The 17,100-nt window shown below is 74.6% G+C and carries 11 protein-coding genes; 1 reads left to right on the forward strand and 10 read right to left on the reverse strand.

Annotated elements, in window-relative coordinates:
• Position 1: 1 nt before the first annotated feature.
• The gene (locus BM076_RS24300; RefSeq protein ID WP_093715821.1) at positions 2-3,406 is read right to left on the reverse strand and encodes an ABC transporter permease; all 3,405 of its coding nucleotides are present in this window, start codon (positions 3,404-3,406) and stop codon (positions 2-4) included.
• 130 nt (positions 3,407-3,536) lie between these two features.
• Positions 3,537-3,941 (reverse strand): globin, encoded by a 405-nt coding sequence (locus tag BM076_RS24305; RefSeq protein WP_093715822.1) that lies wholly within the window; start codon positions 3,939-3,941, stop codon positions 3,537-3,539.
• A gap of 223 nt (positions 3,942-4,164) precedes the next feature.
• Between BM076_RS24305 and BM076_RS24310 the strand changes: the two genes are divergently transcribed.
• The gene (locus BM076_RS24310; protein ID WP_093715918.1) at positions 4,165-5,268 is read left to right on the forward strand and encodes a methyltransferase domain-containing protein; all 1,104 of its coding nucleotides are present in this window, start codon (positions 4,165-4,167) and stop codon (positions 5,266-5,268) included.
• A gap of 6 nt (positions 5,269-5,274) precedes the next feature.
• On the opposite strand, the gene BM076_RS24315 is transcribed toward BM076_RS24310, so the two are convergent.
• The 8 genes from BM076_RS24315 to BM076_RS24350 all read right to left on the reverse strand — a co-directional run bounded on the left by BM076_RS24315 (position 5,275) and on the right by BM076_RS24350 (position 16,867).
• Positions 5,275-6,009, reverse strand: a complete 735-nt coding sequence (locus BM076_RS24315) for an N-acyl homoserine lactonase family protein (protein ID WP_245796288.1) — start codon at positions 6,007-6,009, stop codon at positions 5,275-5,277.
• Positions 6,006-7,127 carry an FHA domain-containing protein gene (locus tag BM076_RS24320; RefSeq protein ID WP_093715823.1) on the reverse strand — a complete coding sequence of 374 codons (1,122 nt, stop codon included), beginning with the start codon at positions 7,125-7,127 and terminating at the stop codon, positions 6,006-6,008. Before BM076_RS24320 ends, BM076_RS24315 begins: the two co-directional genes overlap by 4 nt.
• Positions 7,128-7,268: 141 nt before the next feature.
• Positions 7,269-8,615 carry a vWA domain-containing protein gene (locus BM076_RS24325; RefSeq protein ID WP_093715824.1) on the reverse strand — a complete coding sequence of 449 codons (1,347 nt, stop codon included), beginning with the start codon at positions 8,613-8,615 and terminating at the stop codon, positions 7,269-7,271.
• 14 nt (positions 8,616-8,629) lie between these two features.
• Positions 8,630-10,087: a PP2C family serine/threonine-protein phosphatase gene (locus BM076_RS24330; RefSeq protein WP_093715825.1), complete on the reverse strand. Its 1,458-nt coding sequence runs from the start codon at positions 10,085-10,087 to the stop codon at positions 8,630-8,632.
• 14 nt (positions 10,088-10,101) lie between these two features.
• Positions 10,102-12,714: a serine/threonine-protein kinase gene (locus BM076_RS24335; RefSeq protein WP_093715826.1), complete on the reverse strand. Its 2,613-nt coding sequence runs from the start codon at positions 12,712-12,714 to the stop codon at positions 10,102-10,104.
• Positions 12,715-12,991: 277 nt separating this feature from the next.
• Positions 12,992-14,287 carry a hypothetical protein gene (locus BM076_RS24340; protein WP_093715827.1) on the reverse strand — a complete coding sequence of 432 codons (1,296 nt, stop codon included), beginning with the start codon at positions 14,285-14,287 and terminating at the stop codon, positions 12,992-12,994.
• Between the two features lie 97 nt (positions 14,288-14,384).
• Positions 14,385-15,443: a glutamate ABC transporter substrate-binding protein gene (locus tag BM076_RS24345; RefSeq protein ID WP_245796290.1), complete on the reverse strand. Its 1,059-nt coding sequence runs from the start codon at positions 15,441-15,443 to the stop codon at positions 14,385-14,387.
• A gap of 62 nt (positions 15,444-15,505) precedes the next feature.
• On the reverse strand, positions 15,506-16,867 hold the full coding sequence (locus BM076_RS24350) for a hypothetical protein (protein ID WP_245796292.1): 1,362 nt from the start codon (positions 16,865-16,867) through the stop codon (positions 15,506-15,508).
• Positions 16,868-17,100: the final 233 nt, after the last annotated feature.

The raw sequence follows: 17,100 nt of genomic DNA on the forward strand, positions 1-17,100 counted from the left end.
GTCAGTCCTCCCCCTGGCGGCGCAGCGCGGTCGCCGGGTCGCCGCGGCGCACGGCGGTGGCCAGGACGACGATCAGTGGTGCGATCAGTACGACGCCCAGCAGTTGGGCGAGCGGCCCGGCGGGCAGCTTGACGAGCAGTTTCGGCACGGGCTGCGCGGCCTGGGAGGTGAGCACGATCAACGGGGTGACAAGACGGGTCAGCAGCGCCCCCAGCACCACCCCCACGACCAGGGAGATCAGCACCAGCAGTCCCTGCTCGGCGGCGATCATCCGGGCCAGCTTGCGGCGCGGCGCACCGAGCGCGCGCAGCACCGCGAATTCCGTGGCGCGCTCCCGGATCGCGCCCACCGAGCTGACCGCGAAGCCGACCGCGGCCAGCACCGCGGCGGCGACCACCGCCGCGGGCAGCGCCGACTGCGGCCCGGCGCCCAGCGGATCGGCCCGCAGGTCCCGCGCGGTCTCGTCGCGGACGAGCATGGCGTCGATGTCCGTACGGTCGCGCAGCGCCGCGGCCACCTTCGCGGACGCGCCCGGCGCGGTCGCCAGCCACCATTCCGAGGGCTGCATCGCCAGCGAGTCCTGCGCCTCCAGGAAGCGGTTGACCGAGTCCAGGTCGAGCACCAGCGCCCCGGCGTCCTTCTTCTCCGCGTCCTGCGCCTCCTGCGTGGAGGTGGTGGACGCGGTGGTGTCGCTCGCGCCCTGGTCGGTGGTGCCGGGCACGGCGTGCACGGAACCGGTGATCCTGACGGTGGCCTCCACACCGTTGAGCAGCACCTGCACCGAACTGCCGACCTTCGCGCCGACCGCCTTGAGGTAGGAGTCGGTGGCGATCGCCGGGAGCACCGTCAGCGGGGGAGTCTTGACGCGCATGCGGAAGGTGACGGCAGGCCCGCCGCCGTAGCTGTCGGGGTCCACATAGGTGGAGCCGGTGCGGTAGTCCAGGCTCATCAGCGCGGGGCCGCCCATGACCAGGGGCTTGACGACCGGGTGCTTGGTGTCCGGGCTGTTGGCGTACGCCGGGTCGTCGAAGCTCGGCTGTACGTCCCACGCGCCCGCGCCGCCCTTCTCCGCCGCCAGCGGGGTCGCGGCGCCGTCCGGCCCGATCGTGCGGGCCGAGGCGATGGTCAGCCGGTGCGACTCGTCCTTGGCGTACAGCGCGTAGCCGACGTCGATCCGCATCAGCCGCAGCGGCCCGGCCGGCGCGCCGCCCGCCGTGCCCTCGGCGGACGACAGGTCGAGCGTCAGCCGGTGCGGGGCGCCGTCCGGCGGCAGGTCGCCGATCGCGAACTGGTACGCCACGCCCTTCGCGTCCTTGAGGATCGCGATGAGGTGGTCGGGGCCGAACGTGGACGCGGTCGGCTTCCCGCCGCCGTCCAGCGCGGTCAGCGACGCGGTGAACTCCACCGCGCTCGCGTCGCCCGGCACCGTGTAGCCGCCGGTCTCCGCCGACGCGCCCTGCTGCCCGTCCCGCAGCGGCGCGAGCAGGTCCCCGACCGGCCGCCCGTCGGTGAGGTCGGAGCGGAACCGCATGGCGTCGGCCGCCTGCCGGGTGTCGATGGCCAGCACGGTGGCGTGCCGCTGCTCGGTGAGCAGCAGTTCGTCGCGGGCCGCGGGCGCCGCGGCGGTGATGCCCGGCACCTTCGCGTAGATCCCGGCCTGCCCGAACGGCGGGGTCGTCATGCCGGTGACACGGATGTCGGCGCCGACGGTGAAGTCCGCCTGGTCGTGCTGTGACCGGTCCCAGCTCGCGCCCTGCCCGATCGCGAACATGCCCATCGCCACGGCCAGTACCAGCAGCAGCACCGCGCTCGCGCCGCGCCGCGGCCGGCGCGCGAACTGCCAGCCCGCCAGCGCCAGGGCGAGCCCGCTGCCGCGCGCGGCCCGCCGCTCGCCGAGCTTCGCCGCCAGCGGCAGCAGCCGCAGCACCAGGACGGTGCCGGCCAGCAGGCACAGCGCGGGCGCGGCGACCAGCACCGGGTCCACACCGAGGCCGCCGCCGGTGCCGGAGGTCAGCGCGCCGCTGCCGGACGCCTTGCGGTGCAACTGCCAGTAGGCGACGCCCGCGATGACCAGCAGGCCGATGTCCGCGCCGGCCTGGAGCGCGCCGGGCAGCGCGCCGCGCCGCGACCGCGCCGACCGCTCGGCCGCGTAGCTGCCGCCCCCGCGCAGCGCCGGCACGATCACCGCGAAGGCGCAGGCCAGTGCCGCGCACACCGCGACCAGCCAGGCGGCGCCGTCACTGCCGCTGTTGAGGGTGACGCCGGTGCGGGCCATCGCGCCGGTCCCGGACAGGAAGCGGGTCACCGGCCCGGCGAGCAGCGGCGCCACCAACGCCGCGGGCACCGCGAGCAGCAGCGCCTCACCGGCCGCGAGCCTGGCCACCCGGGACCGGGAGCCGCCGCGGGCGCGCAGCAGCGAGGTCTCGCCCGCCCGTTCCTCGGCGAGGAGTTGGGCGACCAGCAGCAGCGCGAAGCCCGCCAGGATGATCAGCTGGAGCGCGCCGATCAGCAGGGTGGAGCGGGTGACCAGCAGGCTGCGGCGCAGCGCGTCCAGCAGCGACGGCAGCCCGCTGGAGACCTGCGCGTCGGCGGTGGCCTGGGCGTTCTGCAACTCGGCGACGGCGTCGCGGGTGCCGGCCTCCAGCGCGTCCATCCGGCTGGTGCTCGCGCCGCGGAAGTCGGCGGTGCCCTGCCAGGACATCTCCGCGGCGGTCACCCGCCCGGAGCCGAAGGTGCCGTCGTCCACGAGCATCGGCCCGTACGTGGTGAACGCCAGGGTGTGGATGCCGCGTCCGTCGAGCGGGTCGAGGTGCCAGTACGGCGCGCTCGCGTCGACCGGCCGGTACAGGCCGGTGACGCGGATGTGCAGCGGGGCGCCGCCGAGCCGGTTGGTCAGCGTGATGACGCTGCCGGTGCGGACCTTGAGCGCCTGCGCGGCGGTGACCGGGACGGCGACGGCGACCTCGGCGGCGCCCTTGGCGGCGGGCGCGGGCCAGCTGCCCTCGGTGAGCGTGACGCGCGAGCGGTCGAAGGTGGCCAGCAGCGTCAGGTCGGGGTCGCTGCTCTTGGGCGACCCCGCGGGCCGCAGCGCGAGCGGCAGCCCGTACGGCCCGGACCGGGTGCTCGACCGTACGGTGGCGGGCAGTCCGGCGAAGGCTCCGGCGACCGTCTTGCGGACGGCCGAATCCAGCCCCTGCCGGTTCTCCGGGGTGACATTGGCCTGGACCTCGACCGTGGACCGCCCCGCGGCCTGGTGCTGCAGCGTCCTGCGCAGCGCGGCGTCGCCGATCGCGCTGGTGAACGCGGTGAAGGTGGCCAGGACGGAGGTGGTCAGGACCACCGTCAGAAGCGCCGCAGTCAACAGCAACCGGTGCGCGCGCACGCGCAGGAGTACGAATCCGGTCACCTACGAGCCCCCGTCCTTTTACTGACGGGATGTTCTCAAACGGCGCCAGTGGTGAATAGTGCGGGAGATTGTCGAAATACGATCGTGACCGGCCGGAAAGCGGACGCCGTTCCTCCGCTGTGCGCGGTTTTCAGCCGGGGGTGTTGACCATGGAAGCGGCCGCGTACACCAGGTAGTCCCACAGCTGCTGTTCGTGTGCGGGTTCGAGCGCCAACTCGTCGACGGCGGCGCGCATGTGGCGCAGCCACGCGTCGTGCGCGGCCCGGTCCACCGCGAAGGGGGCGTGCCGCATCCGCAGCCGCGGGTGGCCGCGTTCCTCGCTGTACGTGCGGGGGCCGCCCCAGTACTGCATGAGGAACAGCCGCAGCCGGTCCTCGGCCGGGCCGAGGTCCTCCTCCGGGTACATCGCCCGCAGTTCGGGATCGGCCGCCACCCCCTGGTAGAAGACGTGCACCAGCCGGCGGAAGGTATCCTCGCCGCCGACCAGCTCGTAGAACGTCTGCTGCTGCACCGTGCCGCGCGGGATCTCATTCACACCCCCATGGTCGCAGAAGGAGCGGCCGAGTACCGGAGTCGTAGGACCGGGGACAGGGGCGCACGATGGAGGTATGGCGCAATCCGACCAGGAACCGGACGCGGGCCAGGACGCGGACCCGGGTACGGATCCGGGCGTGGACGCAGAATCGTACCCGGACGCGGACGCGGACCCCGGTACGGCCGGGCGGCACCGGTCGGCCGCGGCCGCGCTGCGCTCCCGCATGGTCCGCCGGATCGCGGCGGGCGGCGGCCTCACCGACCCGGCCTGGCGGGCCGCCTTCGCCGAGGTGCCCCGGCACCTGTTCGTGCCGCGCTATTTCCGCCCGCTGCCCGGCGGCGGCCACGATCTGCTCAGCGCCGCCGACCCGGACCCGCGCCGCCGGCTGCGCTGGCTCGCGGGCGCCTACGCCGACCGGCCGGTCGCCACCCATGTGGTGGACGGCGAACTCCTCTCCTCCAGCAGCCAGCCGTCGCTGATGGCCCTGATGTGCCAGGCCCTGGACATCAGCGGCGGCGAGCGGGTGCTGGAGATCGGCGCGGGCACCGGTTACAACGCGGCGCTGCTCGCGCACCGGCTCGGCGCCGGACCCCGCACGGGCGCCGTCACCACCGTCGACCTCGACGAGCGGATCACCGCCGCCGCCCGCGCGCACCTGGCCGCGTACGGCACCCCCGCCGCCCGGTCCGTCACGGTGGTCACCGGCGACGGCGCACGCGGGCATCGGGCGGGCGCCCCGTACGACCGGGTGATCGTCGCCTGTGAGCTGCCGTCGCTGCCGGTCGCCCTGCTCGGCCAGTGCCGGCCGGAGGCCCGGATCCTCGCGCCCTTCGCGACCGGTCTGGTCGCGCTGACCGTGCGGAGCGCGACCGCCGCCGAGGGCCGCTTCCTGTCCACCCCGGCCTTCTTCGTCCCGCTGCGCGGCCCTTCCACGACGGCCGCCGCCGAACCGGCCGCCGCCGAATCGACCGACCGGGGGAGCACCGTACGCGGCACCGGCACCCCGCCGCGCGTCATCGGCAACGACCTCTTCCGTTTCCTGCTCACCCTCCTCGCGGGCCCGCTCGACCTCACCTGGTCCCCGGGGTCCGGCACCGCCCGGCTGCTGGCCGCCGACGGCTCCGCCGCCCGCACCACACCCGACGGGCTGACCCGGATCAGCGGCCCGCGCGACCTGTGGGCGCTGGTGGAGTCCGCGCACACCGTCTTCCGCGACCTCGGCCACCCGGCCAGGACCCGCTTCGGGCTCACCGTCGACGGCCCGCGCCAGTGGACCTGGCTGGACGACCCGGCAGGCCCGTACCGCTGGCCGGTCCGCACCCGATAGACGGAGTCAGCCGGACAGCGGCTCCCACACCGCCGCGTCGTGCGCGAAGAGCACCTGCCGCGGGTCGAGGGCGAGCAGCCGCTCCACCCACGGGTCGGGCTCCGGCAGTGGCTCGCCGGCCCCGGCGGCCCGGGCCCGCGCCGCCAGTTCCGCGGCGGCGAAGTCCGAGGCGGAGGTGTGCGTCTGGCCCGCCAGGATGACCGTGCCGTTCGGCCGCCGCAGCACCAGCGACTGGTGGCCCGCCGTGTGCCCGGGGGTCGGCAGGATCCACAGCCCCGGGCGGATCTCGGCCTCGCCGTCCAGCTCCTCGAAGACCGCGCCGGGGAAGTCGACCAGTTCCTCGATCGTGTGCCCGCCGGCGCGCGCCAGCGCCAGTTCGGCGCGCTGGGTGAGCAACGGGGTGCCGGGGAAGAGCGGATTGCCGCCGATGTGGTCGAAGTGCAGATGGCAGTTGACCACCAGCGCGATGTCCGCGGGCGTCACGCCCGCGTCCGCGAGCGCGGCGGGCAGCGGACGGCGGTACGGGCGGTAGTGCGCGTCCGTCTCCGGGTCCGCGGCGCCGATCCCGGTGTCGAAGAGCAGCAATTCCCCGCCGTGGTCGACCAGATACGCCAGCGCCGGCTCCACCCGAGGCCGCCCGTCACCGGTCTCGGAATCGGGCCGGACGAACCACCCCAGATCCAGCCGTCGCACCGCCGCACCGGCCCCCGTACCCGTACTGGTGCCGCCGACCGGGGTCACGCGCGGCGCAGGGTGATCGTCGTCCACGCCCCGACGTGCACCCGGTCGCCCTCGGCCAGCGGGATCGGGGTGTACGCCGGGATGGTGTCCTCGCCGAGGTTGACCGTGGTGCCGTTGGTCGAATTCTGGTCGACCACCGCCCAGCTGCCGTCCGGCTGCTGCACCAGCACCGCGTGCTGGTGCGAGACGCCCGGGTCCTCGGGGCCGCGCGACAGGTCGATGTCGGGCGACTCACCGGTGCTCTGCCGGCGCCGCCCGATGGTCACCTGATTGCCGATCAGCGGGAGTTGGACCTCCGGCGAGAAGGCCGGGAAGTACAGGCCCTCCGCGTCCGGGCCGCTGCGCGCCATCATCGTCGTGAAGTACTCCCGGTCGGCCGCGACCACCGCGACCCACGCCGTGCCCGTGCCCGTACCCGCGGCCGGCTGCTGCTCCCCGCTCGACGGCGCGGAGACCGGCCCTGACACCGGCCCTGACACCGGCCCGGACACCGGTCCGGCCGTCGGCGTGGGCGGCGCCGACAGGCCCGACAGCGGCGGAGGCGGGTACGACGACTGCGCGGGCGGCGACTGCTCCGCCACGCCGCCCTCCGCGGCCTGCCGCGCCTCGGGCGCGGCCGGCGCCGGACCCGGCGCCTTCACCTGCGACGACGGCGGGTCGAGCAGGAAGTCCCCGGACCCCGACGTCACCGACTGCTCGGGCAGCGGCTCCGCGGGCCGGTTGACCTGCGACGGCCGCGATCGCTGCGAGTAGTCCGGCGGATACGGCGGGAAGCCGGTGGCCGTGGCCGGCGGCTGCGGGGGCGGCGCCACGAAGGTGGTCGCCGAATGCGTACGGAAGTTGTAGCGGCACTCCTCGCAGAACAGCGCCATGCCCTCGCGCGGTGTCCGGCACTGCGGGCACAGCTCGGGGCCCGCGGACCCGTCACCGTCGTACCCGGCGCGCGCGGAGACACCCGGCGAGGTGGACACCGGGGAACTGGACGAGGAGGCCGACGCGGACGCGGAGGAGGAGGGCGGCCGGGTCCCGTACGAGGACGAGGGCACGGCCATCCGCATCCCGCAGACCTCGCACCAGTCGTCGGTCCCGGACTCGTGGCCGTTCGGACAAGTCGGCATGCTGCTGGCTCCCCCTCCGCCGCCGGGGCGGCGTCACAAACCGTGTGCGCTGCTTACGTCCTCACACGTTACGTCGTCGCACCGCGGATCCGCACGGGTCGCCCGCCGCCGCGGCCGCCCGCGCGCATTGCCCTGCGCGGCTCACTTCTTCACGCGTACGGTCTTCGTCGACCGTGTCTCCAGGGTCATCTCGTCGGCGTCGGCGACCCTGGCCTTCAGCCGGACCGTACCGCTGGCCGCGTCGACCACGTCCACCACTTTCGCCAGCAGCTTGGCGGTGTCCTCGTTGCCGGAGGCGCTGGCCAGCTGCACCGCGCGGCCCAGCTTCGCGGTCGCGCCGTCCATGTCGCCGGACTTGCGGGCCTCCAGGCCCTGCTGGATGACCTGCGCCAGTTCCGCCTGCCCGGTGTAGTGCGCGACCTGCGGATTGATCCGGGTGGAGGCCGCCATGTCGTCGGTCCACACCGCGCGCACCAGACCCTGCGAGAGCACCTCGACGGTGCCGTCCGGCTGCGGCAGCACCAGCGACAGCCGGGCCGCCAGCATCTCCTGGCCGACGCCGGCCGACGGCACCCGCACGCTCACGTGGTAGTCGCGGGACTCGTCGCCCCACGAACCGGTCGGGTAGTCGCCCGCGCGCGGCCCCGCCTCGACGCGGCGCCCGCTCAGGTCCTCCACCGTCGGCGCGACCTGCTTCACGAACGCGATCTCGGAGCCCTGCGGGGTCCACAGCCGCAGGCTGACGTCCGCGACCTCCTTGCCCATCGCGTTCTCCATCATCGCCTGGAAGTCCGCGGCCAGGCCCGCCGGATCGGCGACGATGTCCACCGAGCCGAGCATCGCCGAGGCGATCGCGGTCAGCTCCTTGACCTCCCAGTCGGTGCCGACACCGCGCGCGTCACAGGTGAAGCGGCCCGTGCAGGCGTCCAGGGTGGCCTTCAGATCCTCCGGCTTCTCGTGCTCGTTGCGGCCGTCGGTGAGCAGGATGCCGTGCCGTATGGCCACATCGGCGCTGGCCAGCAGCCGGTCCGCGAGCCGCAGCCAGGTGCCGATCGCGGTGCCGCCGCCCGCCGTCAGCTTGCGCAGCGCCTGCTTGGCCTGCGCGCGGGTGGTCGGATCGGCGACCGCCAGGCCGCCGTTGGCCGGATACACCTCGCGGGCCTGGTGGGTGCCGGCGACCACGGCGAAGGCGACACCGTCCCTGATGGTGTCGATCGCGACGGCCGTGGCGTCACGGGCGTTGCGCATCTTCGTCGGCGGATACTCCATCGAGCCCGAGCAGTCGACCATGATGACCACGCCCGCGCTGGGCGGCGCGCCCTCGGCGGCGAAGGCCGGTCCTGGCAGCGGCTGGCCGCCGGAGGTGCCGCCGCCGGTCGAGGTCACGGTGACGATGGCGTTGACCTCGCGGCCGCCCTCGGGCAGGAATTCGTTCTGATAAATGTCGACCGAGAACTGCGGCACGTTCGACTTGGAAATTCTGGCCATCGGTAGAGCGCTCCTTAAAGCCCGTTCACGGCCCCGCCCGGGCCGTCCGTGGCCTGGTCGGGTGGGAATCCTGCCCGGGACACGGCCGCCGGGAACGGCAGCACCGCGACCGTTACGTTGTCGTGGCCGCCGCCGTCCAGGGCCACCCCGACCAGCGTCCGCGCGCTGTGCAGCGGACGGGTCCTGGCGTCCCGGGGCACGGCCGCGGCCATCTCGGCGGCCGACTCCGCGTAGTTCCACAGCCCGTCGGTGCACACCACGATCACACCGGGGCTCTCCGGCTGGAACGCCGCGACGTGCGGATCGACCTCGACGGCGTCCGCGCCGAGCCAGCCGGTGATCGCGTGCGCCCGCTCGTCGGCGTACGCCTCCGCCTCGGTCATCAGGCCGGCCGCGACCATCCTGGCCGCCCACGAGTCGTCCTCGGTGAGCCGGGCGGACGGCTGTGTGCGGTCGTCGGGGATCCAGTACGCGCGGCTGTCGCCGATCCAGCCGACGGTGAAGACAGGACCGGTCACCACGGCGCTCACGCAGGTGCACGCCGGGGCGTTGTGGTGCGCGGCGCCGTCCGGCGCCGGCTCCTCCTCGGCGAGCGCGCTCACCGCCTCGAAGGCGGCCAGCAGCGCGCCGCGCATCGCCTCGTCGGCCGGGGCGCCGCGCTCCAGCGCGGCCAGCAACGACTCACCGCCCGCGGCGGAGGCGGCGGCCGACGCGTCGTCCGGGCGGTACGCGGTGGACACGCCGTCGCAGACCACCGCGGCCACCGCGGGGGAGCCGTCGGGCAGCGACGCGGTGGACAGCGCGAAGGCGTCCTCGTTGCGGTGGTGCCGCAGGCCGCGGTCGCTGACCGCGGCCACGCCCTCCAACTCCTGCTCCTGGTGGTCGCGCTGGCGCGGCTGGGCGTGCCCGCAGTGCTCGCAGTAGCCGTCCGCGTCCACGCCGCCGAGGCCGCACGCCACGCACACCGTCTCCGCCTCCGGCGCGGTCTCCGGCTCCTCCTCGCGCGGGTCGGACAGCTTCGTCGCGGGCAGCGGCACGCCGAGCGCGAGCGTGTCCCCGTCGCCCTGCGGCTGCGCCTGCCCCTGCCCCTGGCCCTGCGGGGGAGCCAGCAGGAAGGAATCGGTCGCGGGCCCGTCCCCGGCAGCGGCTTCACCGCCGGCGGGGTAACCCCCTGCCGCCGCACCGGCGTCGGCGCCCGCGGCGTCCGTACGCGGCCGGGCTCCGTCGCCGTCCGCCCCGGACGGCGGCGCGGCGGCGGGACCGGTGGCCCCGGCCCCCGCAGGGCCCGTGGCGGCAGCCGGTCCGGCGTCACCCGCGCCGGACGGCGAGCCCCCGCCGGAGGGTGGAGCGGCCGCGGGCGGCGGGGCCTGCACGTCGGCGCCGCAGTGTTCGCAGAAGCGGTCCCCCGGGTCCAGCGGCTCCGCGCAGGAGGGGCACAGCGTCGTCGTCGCCGACGGCGGCGACTCGGGCATTGGCGGCATCTCGTTCACACCCACGTCCGGGGGCGGAAGCGGTTCGCGCGTTCCACCAGTTCGATCCTCGTGCTGCCCTGCCGGGCGAGCCTGGCCAGCACCCGGTACGAGCGCTCCAGGCCGAACCGCAGGTCCCGCTCGTTCAGGGCCGAGCCCAGAACGGCCGTGCCGGGCCCGCCCGTTGACGGTACGCCCGGGGCGGCGGGCGCGCCGTCCCCGACACGGCCGGCCAGCACCCAGTCCAGGGCGCTGCCCAGCACTTCGGTGGCGAGCTGCTCGCGCCGGTCGGAGTCCAGGCCCTGGCGCTGGAGGTCCTCGACCTGATGACCGGCCGCGTGCAGGTCGGCCAGCAGCGGCTCCTGCGGCGATCTGTCGCGCAGCCGCGCCCGGATCGCCGCGACCCGCGCCGCCGTGTAGTGGATCGACGACTCGGGCACCGACTCCAGGGCCCGCACCGCGCCCGGCCGGTCGCCGGAGGCCAGCAGCACCCGGGCCAGGCCGAAGGCGGCGCTCACATAGCTGTGGTCGGTGATCCACACCAGCCGGTAGTACTCGGCCGCGTTGTCGAGCTGGCCCAGCACCTCGGCGCAGATGCCCAGCGCCAGCTTCGGCGCGGGCTCGCCGGGGAAGGCGTCGTAGACCGCGTCGAAGCTCAGCGCCGCCGTCTCCTGGTCGCCGGTGCACAGCGCGGCCAGACCGCGGTGCCACACCACCCGCCAGTCCGCCTCGTCGTCGTCGGCGAGCGCGCGCAGCACCTCGTGGGCGCCCGCCGGGTCGCCCATCTCCAGCAGTGCCCGCAGCTCCCGCAGCCGCTTCTCCACCGAGTCCTGCGGCGCGGACTGCAACGCCGCGACCAGCTCGGCCGGGGCGGCGGCCGAAAGACCGGCCAGGAAGCCCGCGTTGGGGTCGGCGGGGTCGACGTGCGGCACGGGCAGCGCCAGGATGGCCGCGCTCGGGTCGAGCCGCGCCACGGTGGGGCTGACCGCGGGCGGCGGGCCCCAGTTGGGCAGCGGCGCGGGCAGCGCGCCCGCCACCGTCGGGCTGTAGCCGCCGGCGCCCGCGGGCGGTCCGGCCGGCTGCGCCGGGATGCCCCCGGCGGGCAGCGCGGGCGCGGCGCCGCCCGGCCCGAGCGCGGCGGGCGCGCCGCCGGATCCGTTCGCGCCCGCCCGGTCGCGGCGCCTGGCCGCCTTCTCCAGCGCGCGGTCGGCGCCCAGCAGCGAGGTGTCGCCGGTCACCGGCCGTACCAACTCGGTGTCCACCACACGCAGTTCGGGGCCGAAGAGGGTGGACAGCGCGGGCCGCGGCATGCCGCTCTCCAGCGCCACGACCTCGCGCAGCACGCCCAGCAGCTGGTCCGACATCTCCTCGGCGGAGGAGAACCGCTTGTCCGGGTCCGGGTCGGTGGCCCGCACCAGCAGCCGGTAGAAGGACTCGTAGCGGGAGAAGACCTCGATGTTGCCGGGGTCGGGCAGGCTGTCGACGAAGACGTTGGTGTAGCCCTGGAAGTCGAAGGTCAGCACCGCCAGGGTGCGCGCCACCGTGTACAGGTCGGAGGCGACCGACGGACCGACCTCGGCGACCTCGGGCGCCTGGTAGCCGACCGTGCCGTAGATCGCCGACTCGGTGTCGTCCATCCGCCGCACGGCGCCCATGTCGATGAGTTCGAGCCGGTCCTCGGTCTGGATGGCGTTGTCGACCTTGAAGTCGCAGTAGAGCAGATTGCGGCTGTGCAGATGGCCGAGCGCGTCCAGCGCCTCGATGGCGTACGCGATGGCCTGCGCGACCGGCAGCGGCTCGCGCCTGCCGTCCGGGGTGCGCCGCTCGTTGGCGATCTCCTTCATCGACTTGCCGCCGACGTACGCCATCACGATGTAGCCGTCGAGGGTGCCGGTGCGCTGGTCGAGGTGCTCGACGAAGTTGTAGATCCGGACGATGTTGGGGTGCTCGATCTCGGCGAGGAAGCGCCGCTCGGAGACGGCCGCGGCGAGCGCGTCCTCGTCACCGGTGTCGAGCAGGCCCTTGAGCACCACCCAGCGGTCGGAGACCGCGCGGTCCACGGCCAGGTAGATCCAGCCGAGGCCGCCGTGCGCCAGGCAGCCCACCACGTGGTACTGGCCGTGCACGATGTCGCCGGGCCGCAGCTTGGGCGAGAAGGAGTACGGGTGGCCGCACTTGCTGCAGTAGCCCTCGGTGCGTCCCGGGCGGTCGCCGCGGCTGCGGCCGACCGGCGCCCCGCAGTCGCCCTTGCTGCAGAACCGCTTGCGCTCGGGCACCTCGGGATCGGTCAGCACGGCGGCGGCCGGGTCGGGCCGCGGCACCGTCGGCACCGACACCAGGCCCGCGCCCAGCTTGCCGCGGGTCGGGCCGCTGCTGGAACTGCGGCTGCTGCGCACCGACACCGAACGGCCGGTGGCGGCGCCGCTCAGCGACCGCGACAGCCGCCCGGACACCGAGCGGCGCGAGGCGCGCGAGGAGGACCGCGAGGACGAGTGCGAGGAGGTGTGCGCCGACTCCGAGCGGCCCGAGTCGGCGCCGCGCGCCGCGGGCACGGAACCGGCGGCGGACGCGGGCGCGGCGGCCAGCGGCGCGAGACCGCAGGTGTCGCAGTACAGCTCCCCGCCGCCCATGTCCTCCAAGGTCCCGTCGCAACCGGGCCGTTGGCACTTGCTCACGGTGTCCCCCTCAGCCTTTCCACTGTCGCGCGTCCGTCGCGTGCCGCGCCCGCGACGGGTCTGTCGCCCCGATGCCTGCCGTCCGCCTCAACCCTACGGACGGCCCCGGGAGCCGTACGGTTCGCCGCCCGCGCGGACCGTTTTGCCGCACCCATGACGGCACCGCGCCCCGTCACGCCCGGGAGGAACACGCGGGGCCCCGACCGGGGAAGCCCCGACCCGGAAGGCCGCGTCACACCGGCCCCCTGCGGTCCTGCGGTTTCGACGGGCGCTGGGCGCCGATCTCGGCGACCGCCTGCTGGTAGCGCTGCACGGTACGGTCGGCCGCCGCCAGGTCGCACGGGGCGCTCCACAGCAGCCGGCGGGCCTGGTCGTAGCGCTCGATCAGCAGCGGGTCCTCGGCCATGCCGAGCCGGGCCACCTTCGCGCGGTACGCGTCCAACCTGCCGCGCAGTTCCGCGCGCACGGCAAGCGGCGCGGTCACCGCGGTCAGCGAGTCACGGGCCCGCAGCAGTTCCTCGTCGGCGCGCTCCTCCAGGCCGTCGAGCAGCGGCGAGAGCCGGTGCCACTGGGCGCCGCGCCAGAACTCCTCGGCGGCGGCGAGCTGTTCGTGCAGCGCGGCGGCCGGGCCGCTGACCGCGGGCACGTCGGAGGCGAGGATCTTCGACAGCACCTCGACCCGCGCGCTGCGCGCCTCGGTGAGGGTGCGGTCGGCGCGGGAGAGCACATCGCGCAGCCGCAGCAGCCGGTGCTCGGCGTCGTCGCGCACGTGCAGCACCGCCTCGACCTCGCGGCGGATCTCCTCAAGGCGGCGTCCTGCCTGGTCGTACCGTTCGGTGTCGGGCCGTCCCGGTGAGGGCGCGGCCCGCCAGAAGGCCAGCGGGTCGGAGACGGTACGGGCGCGCAGCTCGGCCAGCTCCTCGATCAGCGACTCCAGTTCGTCGCCCGCCGGGTGCGCGCCGGGCCGCACCCCGACCGACTGGGCGAGCGAGCGCACCCGGCGGGTCTCGGCGGCCAGCAGGTCGATCCTGGCGGGCAGCGCCGACCAGACGGAGTCGGCGGCGGCGACCGTCTCCATGGCCTGGTCGTACCAGCCGTTCATCCGCTTCAGCACTTTTTTCAGGCTCAGCCGCTCGGTCAGCCGGGCCGGTCCGGTCAGCGAGCGGGCGGCGTCCGGGGTGGCCGCGCCGGTGACGGTCACGCCGTCGCCGCGCAGCAGTTCGGTGAGCCGGGTCAGCTCGGTCTGGGTGGGCCAGCGGCGCTTGGCCCGCAGCTCCCGGGCGGCGCCGATCGTCTCGGTGTACGCCTCGAAGTGCGCCCACAGCAAGGTGATCGCCGCGTCGGTCTCCACCCAGCGTTCCTTGGTGACGCCGGTCAGCTCCGCACCCTCCAGCAGCCGGCGGCCCGAGTGGTCCTGGAGCGCGAGCAGGGAGGATTCGATGGCCTCGTGCTCGGTGCCGAGCCGCTCCAGGGCGCGGTCGACCTCCTCCCGTCCCATGACCGGTCCGGTGGGTCCAGCGACCGCCATCACACCCTCTTTCCGCTGTCCGCGTGCGTCCTGTGGTCCCGGGGCTGCCTTCGGGGTTACCTGTCGTGGGCCTCGTCACTTGTCGTGCGCCTGCGGGTCACTTGTAGTGCGCCTGCGGCGGTCCGCCGATGCCCGGCAGGTGCTGGGCGAGCCACTTGTCGTACGCCCGCATCCACGGGCTGTCGGCGCCGCCGCTGCCGTAGGAGGCCAGGACCGCGTTGACCCGCCGGATCAGGTCGGTGTCGTCCAGGTTCATGGCCACACCGTACGGCTCGGTGGTGACCCTTTCCCCGGCCAGTCTCATCGACGGGTCCTGGGCGGCCTGGCCGGCCGCGAGCGCGTTGTCGGTGAACACCGCGTTCGCGAGGCCGAGCTGGACCCGCACCAGGCAGTCGAGCTGGTTCGGTACCAGGGTCACCTTCGCGCCGTGCGCGTCCTGGGCGAGCTTGGCGGCGCCGGTCGAACCGGAGGCGGTGCAGACGTGCTTGCCGTTCAGCGAGTCGTCGAAGCCCTTGATGGTGGAGTTGTCGGGCACCAGCAGCTGCTGGCCCGCCTCGAAGTAGGCGCTGGAGAAGGCCACTTGTTGCTGCGGGTCGGTGAGCCGGTCGCAGGTGACGCTCATCGTGCGGACCACCATGTCGACCTTGTGCGCGCGGATCATCGGGATCCGCTGGTCGGTCGGGATGGTCAGATACTGCACCTGCGCGTCCGGACCGAGGATGCTCTGCGCGATCGCCTTGACGATGGCGATGTCGAAGCCGGCGATGTCGCCGGTGACCGGGTCGCGGTAGCCCCACAGATAGCTGTTCTGGTCGACGCCGACGACCAGCCGCTTGTTGTGCTTGATCCGCTCGACGGCGGCGCCGTCCTGGGTGCCGCCGTTCGGGTCGAGGCTGGTGACGGCGCCGGTCGCCGGGTCCAGGGTGGTCGCGGAGTTCGAGCAGTCCTGGTCGGCGGCGTAACGGGCCTGGACCTGCGGCGCCTTGGGCGCGGCCGCCGGTGATCGCGTGCCGCCGCTGCCGCCCGTGCCCGGCAGCAGCAGCGCGGCTGTCAGCGCCAGCGTGCACGCCGACGCCATGCCCGCGACGCCGCCCCAGCCGCGCAGCCGTACGCGGCCCCCGCGTATCCCGCGCTCCGGCCGTCGTCTCCCGCTCACAGTCCGCCCCATCCCCTGCTCGTCGTCCGCTTCCCGCCCGCCGCGGCCCCGCCGCACGCCGCTCACCGGTACTCCGACAGGCGGCGCCCGATGCCGAGCGCCGCGCCCGCCGCGGCCAGCACCGCCAGCAGTGCCGCGCCGGCCGGCAGCAGCGTCAGCGCGCCGCGCCCGCTGTCCGCGGCCTGGTTGAACTCGTGCTGCTCCTGCGCGACGGCCTGCTCCAGGCTGGCGTCGACCTTGTCGAAGCACTGCCCGGTGGTCTCGGTGACGGTGTGGCCCTTGCTGTCCTTGCCGCCGATCACCTGGGCGACGGCGGTGGTGTAGTCGCCGTTGTTGTCGCTGGCCCGGGCCACGGTGTGCCGGGCCCGCCAGGTCTGCACGCTCTTGATGGCGGTGTCGACGGGGGTGCGGCCCTTGGCGTTGTCCGCCAGCGCGAGGGCCTGCTCCAGTTCGCCGCCCACGCCCTTGGGGTCCTTGCCCGCCAGGCCGGTCATGCCGGAGTTGAAGGTGTCCTCGTAACTGCCGCCGGAACCGCGGGCCACCAGCGTCAGATTCTCGTCGCCGCGGGCCTGGAGCACCGCGATCCGGGCGCTGTTGAGCACCTGCATCGACTTCGCGCCGTGCGCGTAGGAGTCGTCGAGCTGGGTGCGGGCCACGGTGTGCCCGACGACCAGCCACAGCAGCACCACCGCGCAGGCGCCGCTCGCGGCGAGCATGCCCTGGTTGAACACCCGGTTGGTGCGCCGGTAGTGGCGGCGCTGCGCCCACACCAGACCGCCGAGCGCCACGACGCCCAGCGCCCAGGCGGCGTACGGCAGCGCCTTGGCGTCGCCGTAGTCCTTGCCGAGGCGGTCGGTCTCGGCCTGGTACAGCTTGTTGGAGGCGTCGAGCAGGCCGCCGTCCTTGCGCATCTGCTCGTTGGCGTACCGCAGATAGGCGCCGCCCAGCGGGAGGCCCTGCCGGTTGTTGGCCAGGGCGGTGGCCACCAGCTTGGTGTACTGGGGGAGTTGCTGGTTGAGCGAGGCGATCTGGGCGCGCACCTGGCTGGAGCCCTGGCTGTTGGCCGCGGCCTCGGTGATCAGCTTGGCGGCGATGGCGATGTCCTTGTCGTACCGGTCGGAGACCGCCTGCGGCTCCTGGCCGCCGACGAGGAAGCCGCCCGCGACGGTGGCGTCGGCGTCGGCGAGCCTGCGGTAGATCTCCGCCGCGTCCGCGCTCAGCGGGGCACTGTGGTGCAGCACATTGCCCGCGGCGGTGGTCCGGTCGGTGATCTGCCAGGCGGTGACCGCGCCGAAGGCGACGACCAGCAGCGCCAGGACGGCGCCGATGATCCGCAGCCGGCCGGGTTCGGTGGTGGCCGCGGCCCGGAGCTGCTCGCTGCGCTCCACCCAGGCCCGCCGGCGCTGCGCCGGCACCTCCGCCACGCCCAGCCCGTTCGGCCCTCCGCCTCTCGTCGGCGTCTGCGTCACTCACCCTCCCCCGGGACCGACTCCGCCTGCGCGGAAGTCACGCTCTCAGCCAGCAGTATGGTCGCAGCCCCCCGCATCCACCTAGCCCAACGGTGGATCTTGCCGTACGGCCGCGCACTGCCCCCTGGAGGCAGTCACGCGTGAAGGCCCTGTTCGGTTCCCGGGCGGGCGGGAACCGAACAGGGCCG

The sequence above is a fragment of the Actinacidiphila alni genome (assembly GCF_900112845.1).
Taxonomy (GTDB): Bacteria; Actinomycetota; Actinomycetes; order Streptomycetales; family Streptomycetaceae; genus Actinacidiphila; species Actinacidiphila alni.

What these genes read in the sequence shown, in the direction of transcription:
- BM076_RS24310 (WP_093715918.1), top strand. Translation starts at nt 4,165, where the DNA reads ATGGTCCGCCGGATCGCGGCGGGCGGCGGCCTCACCGACCCGGCCTGG.
- BM076_RS24320 (WP_093715823.1), bottom strand. Translation starts at nt 7,127, where the DNA reads ATGCCGACTTGTCCGAACGGCCACGAGTCCGGGACCGACGACTGGTGC.
- BM076_RS24325 (WP_093715824.1), bottom strand. Translation starts at nt 8,615, where the DNA reads ATGGCCAGAATTTCCAAGTCGAACGTGCCGCAGTTCTCGGTCGACATT.
- BM076_RS24330 (WP_093715825.1), bottom strand. Translation starts at nt 10,087, where the DNA reads ATGCCCGAGTCGCCGCCGTCGGCGACGACGACGCTGTGCCCCTCCTGC.
- BM076_RS24335 (WP_093715826.1), bottom strand. Translation starts at nt 12,714, where the DNA reads ATGGGCGGCGGGGAGCTGTACTGCGACACCTGCGGTCTCGCGCCGCTG.
- BM076_RS24340 (WP_093715827.1), bottom strand. Translation starts at nt 14,287, where the DNA reads ATGGCGGTCGCTGGACCCACCGGACCGGTCATGGGACGGGAGGAGGTC.